Consider the following 12,502-nt stretch of genomic DNA (forward strand, 5'->3'; position numbering starts at 1 on the left):
TAGCGTGCGCGTTGTTCTTTATTAATAACCGTCCTCGAAAGTGTCTAGGATGGAAAACCGCACACGAAGCTTTTCAGGTTGAAGTGTCGCACTTGGCTTGACAATCTGTCTGATATTGAATACATACTAGTTAATTCGGAGGAGTTCTATGAGAAACATTTTATCTTCAATACTAATTATTTGTATGATTATTACTTATGTGCCTTTGCCTACATCTTATGCACAAACAGAAGGAGTGGATGTAGGTGAATTGGTAACTGCAGAGAACACAATTGAGGCAATAGAGACGATAAAATCGGTTGTGGAAGAAAATGGAAATAAGGATTTACCCAAAGAAAAATATCTTATTAGATTGAAAAAGATTAACGAAGTTACAAGCGATCTGGTAGACAACAGTGTATCGGAATCTACCTATTTGGAAACAGGTGAAGCACTCACCCATATTGGAATGCTGAACATCGTTGCGATGGAGCTTAATCAGACAGAGGTGCAAGAAATTCTCCAGCAGGACATGGTTGAGTCGATTGAGGTCGATTATCCTGTAGGTCTTTCTGCAACAGAATCAACCTATAAGATAGAGCAGCAAGTCATTAAAGATAGCTCGCAAAGTATTCCTTGGGGCATGCACTCAACTGGAGCCTATTTGGCGAATTCACAGGATAAGTTTGGCGATAAAATTAACGTAGCCGTTTTTGATACCGGAATTGCTGATCATAGTGATTTAACGATTGCAGGCGGTATAAACGTCATAGAAACGAATGGCTCTTATGAGGATCATCATGGGCATGGTACTCATATTGCAGGTACGATTGCTGCAAATGATAATACAATGGGCGTGGTAGGGGTTACCGAAAATGTAAACCTATATGCCGTAAAGGTTATGGATGACTTGGGCAGAGGATATATAAGCTCAGTTATTCAAGGCATCCAATGGGCCATTAGCCAAGATATTGATATTATTAATATGAGTTTCACTACGACTGAGAACAGTGAATCTCTGCAAGAGGCCATTCAATTGGCAAGGGATAACGGTATTCTGATTATTGCCGCTTCTGGAAATAAAGGGAATACCCAGAACGAAGTGATGTACCCTGCTCGGTATCCCGAAGTAGTTGCCGTTGGCGCAGTGAATCAAGCGCATAAAAGAGCTGTATTCTCTAATACAGGTGCGGATTTGGATCTTGTAGCACCCGGCAGTAACATATTAAGCACCACATTAAATGATGGTTATGGTGTCACATCCGGCACGTCCTCAGCAGCGGCATACGTCACAGGAGCTGCAGCATTGCTATGGTCTAAGAATACGGAATTAACAGCTGACGATATTACAAATAAATTGTACAGCACTGCTACACCGTTAGGGGATATCCACGAGTACGGCAAAGGAATAATAAATGTTGCTAAGGCTCTGAATGTTATATCCGGTTCAATTGCTCCCATGTCAGAGGAAACATTAGATGAGCATGAGAAAATATTTATACCTTCAGACACAGATGAGGGTATTAATATTGCCTCTTATGACAAGACAGGTGACGGACAAACGGTAATAGCAGGCGAGCGTGCCGAGGTTTCTTTGAAGCTTAACGGCGATCAGCATGGAAATAACATTCATAGTTCAATTATCGTTGAAGTGTCTTCTACTATGGATTTTTCAAGCATTATTCAAACTTCAACCATTCAAAGCCCTCAGTTGAACCAGATTATATCGTACTCATGGTTAACAGGCCAGAATACGCCGACTGGGACGTATTTTATTAAGTTCAGATATCCAGCTCGTCCAACAGGAGTAGACGATGATATTTTTGTTGTATTTGTAACGCAAGAAGGCGTTGGTCCAGATACCTTTGAACCGAACAATACAATTCCGACTGCTAAAGAGGTTGTTGCAGGTCAATCATATGTATCCTATATTTCAACAGCAAGCGATATTGATTATTATGTCCTTAACGCTCAAAGAAACGGGAGACAGAAGATTACTTTATTTGTCCCGAATAATATGGACTACGAGCTTTATCTTTATGACTCTACGGGCATATTGATTGGGCAGTCTACTAGCGGAGGAACAGGTGTCAATGAGTTTATTGAGGCTACTCTGGTTAAACATTCAAACTACTACATTAAGGTAGAAGGTTTCAGTGGGTCCTACAGCAGAAATCCCTATACACTTTCCTTAGATGCAACCGAGGCGCCGATATATCTGCCTCCTACGGGACTCGTGACTACTCCTTTTGGCAACAGTATTAAGCTAGCATGGAATGCAATGCCTAACGCAATATCTTATTCAGTGAAATTAAATGATCAAGTTATTACAACATCTTTTGATACGGTATACACATTTGTCAATCTGGAGCCACTCACTGCGTATAAGCTTTCTGTTGCCGCGAATTATGACGATGGAACGAGTGTTTACTCAGAAATAACGGCAACGACAGTTATTCAGGAACTGGTTGTATTCACACCGGTTGATGTTAATCAACAATCCAATAGCCAACTATTTAAATTTAGTGCGGCAACTTCCGGAATTTATCGGTTTTTTACTAGTTATTTTCAAGGTAACGGCATAGCAAATGACACAGAATTAAGTATTTATGCAGACGTCAATCTTACTCAACTAATAGCTACAAATGATGATTATAACGGACTGGTATTTTCAGAGATAAAGACTAGTTTGGATGGTGGAAATACCTATTATGTCAAAGTATCAGGTTATGGTAATGATGTTCTACAGACGCGAATTACAGCAGAAGTCGTTAGCTCAGAAATCCCTTATATTCAATTAAATCAACCCCTAGACCTGACTGAGGGAAGTAGCGGTTTGATTTATGTATTTATTCCTCCGACAAGCGGGGAGTTCAATTTCAGTACGAGCTACTTCGGAGGGTTAATTAGCAACGGAGAAAATGATACTCAAATTTCCTTATATTCCGATGCAAATTTAACACAGCTTATTCCAGGCGGTTTCAATGATGATGATGCAGATTCTGTTTTCTCTAATCTGAACATAGGATTAACGCGAGCTAAGCCATATTTTATCAAAGTGACGGGATTTGGTGAGTCTCAAGTAAAAGCTCGACTTCTGGTTACAGCTAATACACAGAATAACCTAATACCTATAGTGAATCGTGCACCTGTGGATATTTCTGCTCCATCTGGACAGAGTGCAATAGCAAGCTTTACTCCTGATCAAACAGGGTTATATAGATTTTTCACATCAAAAGCATCGGGAGGATCTCATCAGGATACCTATATCTCGTTATATTCTGACGATTCTCTTACAAGTCCGTTGGCGGAAAATGATGATGTTACTGGTGACAAGCCGTATGGTGGATTATTCTCAAAACTGGAGCAGCAATTAATAGCAGGTAATACGTATTATGTACGTGTATCTAACTTAAATGTGGCCGAAGAGCTTAGTGTTAAGTTTACGGTGGAGGATAGTTTTGCAAGTACACAGAATGTGGCGCAGCCTATATCCAATCATGATCATCTGGAAACAGATTCGTATGGGAATGAATTAAGAATGAATTCCCTGTATGATGTTGATTATTTTGTTTTTGATCTATTTCAGGCCTCAGAGATCAATATAAATATAGTTGGAGCAATGGGGATCATTGAAAATGAGCAGGGGCGTCCATTTGGGATTTTCAGCGAAAAAGATGAAAAGGTATTTGAACTGGAACCTGGACGGTACTTTGTAAAAGTAAAACATGATCTTTTCAAAAGTTCACAGTATTCTAGTTTTTCTGGTTTTGCGGGTTATAAGTATTATATTTCGTTCAATTTAAATAATACAGAATATTCAATTGGCGAAAGTGCAGATGTACTAAGGAATGCTGCTCCATTTGCTCTCTCTAACGCCGCATCATTTGCCGCGTCTAGCACAGGAAGAGTATTTACTTTAAATGCTACACCTGGAGATGCTGGGTCTGTAACATTTAGTTATTATAATAATGTTAGGGCTTCAAGGTTAGTTATGGAAATTTATACAGGAAGCACTCAAGATAGTCTTCGTGTATATCAAAAAACTGTAGCAGCCGGTAATAAAAACACATATACAAATGTTAAATATGTAGGCGAGGTAACGGAAAATAGAGATTTTTTTGCTAATAAATCGTGGATAGATGGATATGGGAATATATATTGGATTAAAAGCGGGGAATATGAGGTTCGTATTTATCCGGAGAATAATAAACAGTATATGGCATTCTTTCGTCTTAAAGTTTCCAATGATGACCTAAATGAGTTTAACTGGATACCAACTCCGCCAAAAAAAAATGAGAAAGGTGTGACGGTAAACGGTAATAACAAAGGAAACTGCAATGATTGTATGAATTATCATATGAGATACATTTATACAACTAACCAAGGTAATTGGCTTGCTGCCTATGAACACTGGTCTAAGGAAATGTATGGTCCTAGTGGCCTTCAAAAGTTCTGGATAGGGTCAGAAAGACTGGTATATGACCATGATGAAGATGTCATAACAAATGTTCAAAATTGGGCGGATGCATTAGGGTATATCCCCGTGTTAGGAGCCCCTGCTGACGGTTTCAATGCTGTAGTTTATCTCATTCGTGGTAAGGATGTAGATGCATTGACTTCTGTGGCCGCAATGGTCCCTATTTTAGAAACGTTTGCTGGCGCAAAGAAGGCAACTGTTGGCCTGAAGAAGTTTAATAAGTTTTATAATTCAGTCTGCAATTGCTTTGCGAGAGGCACAATGGTAATTACGGACAGAGGAAAGGTGCCAATTGAGGAGGTTAAACTGGGAGACCTCGTTCAAGCTAAAAATGAGATAACAGGCGAGATTGATTTCAAACCAGTGATAGACGTTTTCGAAAAAACAACCTCTGAAGTTTATGTCATTCATGCGGATGGTGAGGAGATTGTTACCACGAATAATCATCCATTCTGGATTAAAGACAAGGGATGGGTTATAGCTGAAGAATTAAAAGCAGGTGATGTATTAGAAACCAATCGTTCAGCCGATGTTGTGATTGAAAAAATTGAAATACGCAGTGAAGAGATGCAGGTTTATAATTTTACTGTAAGTGAATACCATACTTACTATGTTTCAGATTTGGGGATACTAACTCATAACGTTGCTTGTAATTTAGTTAGTTATCTTAATGGTAAATTATCTACTTCAGTACCTGGTAGTTTGATGCAGCAAAAAGGAAAGAAAGTTAAAACTAGTGGTACAGTGTTGGGGGAACAGTTGGAGAGAGCTAATATCCCGAAGCCAGAGATACCAGGAAATATTACGAATTGGGCTGCGCATCATATAGCTCCAACAGGAGGAGTCAGTAAACTTGCACAAGATATATATAAGGTTCTAGATAAATTCAATGTTAATCCTAATTCGGCTGCTAATGGAGTATGGCTCCCAATGAAGCCAGGGGTCAATACGGCGGATATTATGGATGAAGCTACGGAAATTACCTGGAAGGTATCTACGCACAATGGAAGGCATGTGAAATCATACAGTCAATTTGTTTATGATAAAATAAAAAATGCGCAGAGTGCGGATGATGTTCTCTTTCAACTTCATGAGGTTAGAAAGCTATTAATGAGTGGTGACTATGAATTAGGAAGATCTAAAAATAAAAAACCAGCTAAACCGTAAACATGATTGTAATGGTAATAACAGAAAAAAGGAGTGGAACAAATGAAAATTTGGTGGGTCACCTATGCTGAGAATAGCATTGATCTTGCATTAAGGGATTGGGAGAATGATGAGCACTTACTAAGTGAGCATTTCAATGGACAACCACTTAGTTCGAACTGGCGGCCTCTTGAGCTTAAAATTTACCGAAAAGGCAGGGCGAAGGATTATGCAGCAATGGGAAACAATGTAGCTGTACTATCCAAGAAGGCTTATAGTACGCTGGGGCCGCTCATTGAACATAATGTCGAGTTTTTGCCTGCTATTGTAAGCGAGCTAGAGGATATTCATGAGTATACAATGGTTAATGTGATACAGGTATTGGACGTATTGGATTATGAAAATTCGGTTATTCAAAGAATGCCAAGTGGGGGAATAGCTGATATTCCTAAAATGTGCTTTAAGAGAGAAATCAGTAATTTCGACTATACTATTTTTAAAATTCCAGAGAATGCATCTACTCGCATCTATGTATCAGACGAATTTAAACAACAAGTAGAACGAGCAAAATTAAAAGGTTTTGAATTTATAGAAATCTGGGATTCGGAATTTACAGAAGAGATGGAGCAGGCCCGGGAGCAGCGATATCAAGACAGGCTGGCGGAGATTGAGCGAGCAAAAGGGAAAGAATACAACTGGGAAGAGGCTTGTGAACGGTTAAAAGCTAAGGCAGCAGTAGCCAGTGGACATTGGAAGTTGCAAATGGATGAGACATCAAATTTATTAATTGGACGTCTCAACTATGAGCTTGAGTATGATTGGTCGGACCCGATTTATGTGCCGCCTATTCTTCTTGATCTTAAATGGCATGAAGTAGAGCCATCAAAAAATATTTCCTAAAATAATATATAAATAGACGGAGATGATTGCAGTTGAAGAAAAGCTTTATGGTCTTACTATTATTCTGCCTGTTCTGGGAGCTTTCTTCTTTAGGAACGATCGTATCAGCGGCTGATGCTCCCTATACAACGATTCGTATTGTTGGGAATAAAGGGACGAACGGCGTTTACTATGGGGATACGACAGTCGAGTTAAGTGCAAGTGGGAATGCAAATATAGCCTCCATTCAATATAAAGTGGCAAACGAATCTTGGAGAACTTATTCGACGCCTATTCCTCTTTCACCAGGACGATTATATGTTATTACTTATCGTGCAACCGATGTTAATAACAATGTGGAGATGGAGAAAAGTGCGCGCATCACTGTAAAACAAGATACTTCTGCACCAGCAACTACCGTGACAGTAACAGGGACAAAAGGTGATAATGGCTACTATACTGGTCCGATAGAAATACAATTGACGGGCTTAGACCAGCAGTCTGGTATAGATTATTCAGAGTATAGCTTAGATGGAGGGAAAAGCTGGAGCCGTTACTCGGCTCCGCTAGCTTTTAGTAAAGATGGCAGCACAACTCTTTATTATCGTTCTATTGATAAGAGCAGCAATCAAGAAAAAAGCAAGAAAGTAAAGTTAAACCTTGATCAGACTGCACCTGCTGCTCCGTCTATCATGATGGATTCTGCTACATGGACTATAGGACAGGTAGTAGTGGAAATCAGGGACGGGTATGATGAGGAAAGCGGTTCAATAAAATCTCAATATCGTTTGAATGAAAACGATCCTTGGCTTGATTATCGTGAGCCATTCACAGTAGATACGACAGACACTATATACGCACGGACCATTGATTTGGCCGGGAACATTAGTGAAATTAATTCAGAGAGTGCAAAGATTGATCGAAATCCACCAACTGCTCCGGAAGTTGTTTTGGACTATGAGGATTGGACGAATGAAGAGATTTATGTCGTCATTCGAGAGGGGCAAGATGCTGAAAGCGGGATAGGTGGCTATGAGTATAAATTAGGAGAAGAGGAAGAGTGGATACAATATGATTTTCCTTTCTACATAGAAGTTGAAGGAGAGACGGTCATTATTACAAGGGCAGTGGATAGGGCAGGAAATTACAGTCCTACTGCTCAAGCTACAGTTAGAATTGATAAAACGGTGCCCATTCCGCCCGCAACTTTTACAACGACAAATAAGACGGAAAATGAGCTTTCCATATCGTGGAGTGCTGCGACTGACAATGTTGGGATTTTTCAATATTATGTGTATAAAAATAACGAGTTAATGGAAATCACAAAGAATCGGTCGTATAAAGCACTTGGTTTGGAAGCTCACACTAAATATAATTTTACAGTAGTCGCAGAAGATTTAGCGGGAAACTTGTCAAAATCTAGCGAAGTATACACTGAGAAAACATTATACACTCCCCGTTTATATACAGGATCAATCGGATCAGCTTTAATTAAAAGCGATGGGACAGTATGGATGTGGGGAAGTAACAGCTATGGTGGGCTTGGTAATCCTTACACTAATGGTTTTACTAAAATGGTTAAGGTTGAGGGTATTAGTGATGTAATTGATGTGGCATTGGGTTCTTCTCATACTATAGCTTTAAAGGATGATGGTACAGTATGGGCATGGGGCGGTAATTCTGAGGGGCAATTAGGGGATAACACTTTAACTTCCAGACATACACCTATGCAAGTTGCCGGACTAGATTCCGTTGTTTCAATATCAGCAGGAGATGCACATAATCTTATCCTGAAAAGTGACGGGACATTATGGGGATGGGGGAATAATACCTATGGACAACTTTCACTTCCCACCAATGTAACTGGAAATGAGAAGAGGAACTATCCAATACGTATCAATTCCAGTTATAAAATCATACAAATTGATTCAGGAGCGGCATTTAATGTTGCACTGAGTGAGGAAGGGCGCATATTTACTTGGGGGAATAATAGTGCTAAACAATTAGGGCGTACTACTATCCCTTACGGCATGACTAATAATAATTATCTTTTATCTGACATACAACCGCCTACGACGGAGAGATTTGTCTCCATTTCGACAGGCTTTAATCACAGCTGGGCAGTCTCGACTAAAGGGAAAGTGTGGGGATGGGGTGACAACTCCACAGTTGCGCTAACCGGATCCGCTATTCAAAATACATTGCCGTTCCAAGCTCCTACTACGGATGTAACAGCTATTCAAAATACCATAGCAAGTGGAACAGTCACAATAAGCAAAGACAGTGCCGGTAAGACGTGGGTAAATAATAATTTATTTAACGGTAGATATTCTTTCAATAGCAGCGAGATTAAAGAAATAGCTGCTTCTACTAGCTTGGTTGTATTTTTGAAAAAAGATAATACAGTATGGCGATTTACTCATTTGACCCAGCCTGAACTGGTAGTAGAAGATACGCCTCCAACCGTAAGTTTGAACGATATATCTAAGGATAAAAATAATCCAACCATATTTAACGAACAAGAACCGATGATTCAATGGAGCCAATCAGACGGAGCCCTAACCGTATTCTCAGGCTATCAAATTCAGTTATTAAGTAGTGCTGACGAAGTAGTTGCGGATACAGGGCAAATAACAATGAGTACAGATTCTAATTATATGAGCTCTTTTATCAGATCTTCACTACCAGGTAATCAGACGCTTAAGGTTAGAGTTAAAGTGAAGGATGAAAGGTATTGGTCAGATTGGAGCGCAACTGGCTATATTCAGGTCCCAAGCCAAGCTAATGCTTCTGTTATAGCTAGTTACTATAATAGTTTTTGGCTGAAGAATGATGGAACACTTTGGGGTTGGGGCAGGATGTTGGGTGATTCTGGAGCTACTGTCCAAACTCCTGCACATCTCCATAGCTTGGATAATATAAAGGCAGTAGAAACTGGTGAAAATCATGTGCTGGTCTTAAAAAAGGATGGGACAGTATGGGCATGGGGCAAAAATAACTACGGTCAACTGGGAGACGGCACGACGACTAATCGTGAACAACCGGTACAGATCCCGGGCTTAACCTCCGTTGTATCTATTTCCGCTGGTAATAACCACAACACGGCTTTGCGAGCCGATGGTACGGTTTGGACATGGGGAAGAAACAATGCAGGGCAGCTCGGAATGGGAAACATCATCAATTTAGACCGTCCCACAAAAACGAGTTCTTTACAAAACATTAAAAAAGTAGTCTCAGGTTATGATTTTAGCGCAGCTATCACATTTGACGGTAAAGTTTATGTTTGGGGAGATAATAGCTCCTATCAATTAAGTGGCCAATACAAGAATATGGCTACTAATAAGGTGTATAATAGTACCCCTTCCATAGTTCAATCTAATACGTTGCTTGTTGGTGATACGACATATGCAACAGGGTTTCAATTTAAAGATGCCATTGACATTACTGCTAGCTCGAACGCTGTTCTTATTATAAGAGCTGATGGAAGTGTTGTAGGATGGGGTGACAATCGCTCTATGCAGTTGGCGAATAGCTCGAAGCAAAAGCTTAACCCTGTTACAATTCTAGATAATTTAGGTCAACCTATAAGCCTACTAAAGGGTTTCGCTATGAGTGGCTCAAGAAGCTTTTTCCTTAAAAAAGATGGAAGTGTCGTCATTCATGGAGCAAATCACGTAACACCAACTATCCCTTATTTGAAATTAAATATGACTAATGTTGTATCTATTTCTTCGAAGTATGGGCATACTTTGATGTTGAGAGGGGATGGAAGTATTTGGGGATGGGGGAATAATACTAATTACGAATTATCTAATGGTACCACTCAATATTCAATTGATCCTACAAAGGTTATTACGGGTAGTTGATGAATTAGGTGTTGACAGCATTTACAAGCGGTGATAAAGTGGCAGAAGATTAAACAAATGGAAAGGAGGATTATGTCTCATGCGTAAATTTACTGTACATCTAGGAAAGAAATTTGATTTTGTAAATATGAATTTAATGAGCGTAATCCATCCGTGCGTTAATTCTCTTTGATGAATAAGGGAGCTTTCCCATAAATCAAAGGCGTATGGTTGCGTTCGATGCAGCCGTGCGCCTTTTTCAATGCTTTTCGACCCGCTAGAGGTCGGTGATGCATGTGAAGGAAGCGTATCGTGTAACCGATGCGTTTCCTTTTTTTTATGGGAAAAATAAACGTTTGGATGGATATGGGGAGGTATCAAAGCAGCGCTATGTTTATCGTACTTAAGAAGCTTGGATGGTTTTTCAAAATGGATTGGAAGCGCTACGCGATAGCGGGCGTGCTGCTGATTTTGGTTGGCGTACTGGATATTATTCCGCCTTGGATGACGGGCTATGCCATCGATGGCATTTCGCAAGGCTCACTTGCTGACAAAGAGTTTTATTTCATCATTGGCGGCTGGATTGCCATTACCATTGTAGGCTACATCATGTCCTATATTTGGTTTTATCAATTGTTTGGCGGCTCGTTCCTTCTGGAGCGCATTATGCGTTCCCAGCTGATGAAGCATTTTATGAAAATGTCGCCGACCTTCTTTGAGCGCAATCGTACTGGCGATTTGATGGCTCGGGCAACGAACGATTTGAAGGCGGTGTCGAACACAGCGGGCTTCGGCATATTGACGCTCATTGACTCGACCTTCTTTATGGTGACCATTCTCGCGGTTATGATCGCTACAATCAGCTTCAAGCTGACGCTGGCTGCGCTGCTGCCACTGCCGCTTATGGCACTGGCGATGAGCTATTTCGGCGGCAAAATCCACCACCGCTTCATGGAAGCGCAGGATTCCTTCGGCGAGCTGAATGACCAGGTGCTGGAGGCGGTGTCTGGCGTGCGCGTCATTCGCGCCTTCGTACAGGAGGAAGCGAGCCAGCAGCAGTTCAGCCGCAAGACAGACGAAGTGTATGAGAAAAATATTGAGGTTGCCCGCATCGATGCGCTGTTCGAGCCAACGATGAAAATTCTCATCGGCCTCAGCTATTTAATCGGTCTATGCTATGGCGGCTACATGGTGTTCAAGAGTGAAATTACGCTGGGCGAGCTGGTTTCGTTCAATATTTACTTGGGGATGCTCATCTGGCCGATGCTTGCGATCGGAGAATTGATTAACGTTATGCAGCGGGGCAATGCTTCGCTTGATCGGGTTAACGAATCACTGAACTATAAACCGGATGTAAAGGATGCTGCAGATTTAGTCGCAGTGGATGAGCCGGAGACGATTGCATTCCGTAAGGTGACGTTCCGCTATCCTTCGTCGAAGGTCGATAATTTGGTCAATGTTTCCTTCGCGATCCGCAAAGGCCAGACGCTGGGCATTGTTGGACGCACAGGCAGCGGCAAGACGACGCTGCTCAAGCAGCTTCTGAGGGAATATCCAATTGGCAGCGGAGAGATCTCCGTCTCGAATGTGCCCATCGACAAGCTGGAAATTCAGCGCTTGCTCGGCTGGATCGGCTATGTGCCGCAGCAGCCGGTGCTGTTCTCCCGTTCGATTCGCCACAATATTTGGTTCGGGAAGAAGGGTGAGGCCAGCGATGCGGATTTGCAGCGTGCGCTGGAGCGTGCTTCCTTTGCCAAGGATATTCAGTTTTTGCCGGATGGCTTGGAAACGATGGTCGGTGAGAAGGGAGTTGCCCTTTCAGGCGGGCAGAAGCAGCGTGTGAGTATTGCGCGTGCGCTTATCGCTGATCCGGAAATTCTAATGCTCGATGATGCGCTGTCTGCCGTAGACGGCAAGACGGAGGCGGAAATTATTGAGGGCATCCGCACAGAGCGTGCGGGCAAAACAACGCTCATTACGACGCACCGCTTGTCTGCGATTCAGCATGCGGATTGGATTATCGTGCTCGATGAAGGACGTATTGTGCAGGAAGGCACGCATGAGGAGCTGCTGCGAGCGGGCGGCTGGTACAGGGAGCAATATGATCGCCAGCAGCTGGAGTCGAGTATTGAGTCCTAATAAGCAACGGACGAAAAGTGAAGGAAATGGGGGG

At 41.6% G+C, this 12,502-nt stretch carries 4 protein-coding genes and 1 pseudogene; all 5 read left to right on the plus strand.

Annotated elements, in window-relative coordinates:
- A pseudogene (locus tag AC6B99_RS14505) lies at nucleotides 1–101 on the plus strand (IS30 family transposase); the annotation flags it as partial.
- Between the two features lie 47 nt (nucleotides 102–148).
- Entirely contained in the window at nucleotides 149–5,626 is a 5,478-nt protein-coding gene (locus AC6B99_RS14510; protein WP_496663592.1) for a S8 family serine peptidase, read from the plus strand.
- Nucleotides 5,627–5,668: 42 nt separating this feature from the next.
- Nucleotides 5,669–6,505: an imm11 family protein gene (locus tag AC6B99_RS14515; protein ID WP_496663593.1), complete on the plus strand. Its 837-nt coding sequence runs from the start codon at nucleotides 5,669–5,671 to the stop codon at nucleotides 6,503–6,505.
- Nucleotides 6,506–6,537: 32 nt separating this feature from the next.
- Nucleotides 6,538–10,350, plus strand: a complete 3,813-nt coding sequence (locus tag AC6B99_RS14520) for an RCC1 domain-containing protein (protein WP_496663594.1) — start codon at nucleotides 6,538–6,540, stop codon at nucleotides 10,348–10,350.
- A gap of 369 nt (nucleotides 10,351–10,719) precedes the next feature.
- A complete protein-coding gene (locus tag AC6B99_RS14525; RefSeq protein ID WP_056036552.1) occupies nucleotides 10,720–12,468 on the plus strand; it encodes an ABC transporter ATP-binding protein in 1,749 nt (582 codons plus the stop codon).
- Nucleotides 12,469–12,502: the final 34 nt, after the last annotated feature.

The organism is Paenibacillus liaoningensis (assembly GCF_059609455.1).

Bases quoted from the DNA above. Each gene is read 5' to 3' on its own strand.
- AC6B99_RS14525 (WP_056036552.1), top strand. From the start codon at position 10,720: ATGTTTATCGTACTTAAGAAGCTTGGATGGTTTTTCAAAATGGATTGG.
- AC6B99_RS14515 (WP_496663593.1), top strand. From the start codon at position 5,669: ATGAAAATTTGGTGGGTCACCTATGCTGAGAATAGCATTGATCTTGCA.
- AC6B99_RS14510 (WP_496663592.1), top strand. From the start codon at position 149: ATGAGAAACATTTTATCTTCAATACTAATTATTTGTATGATTATTACT.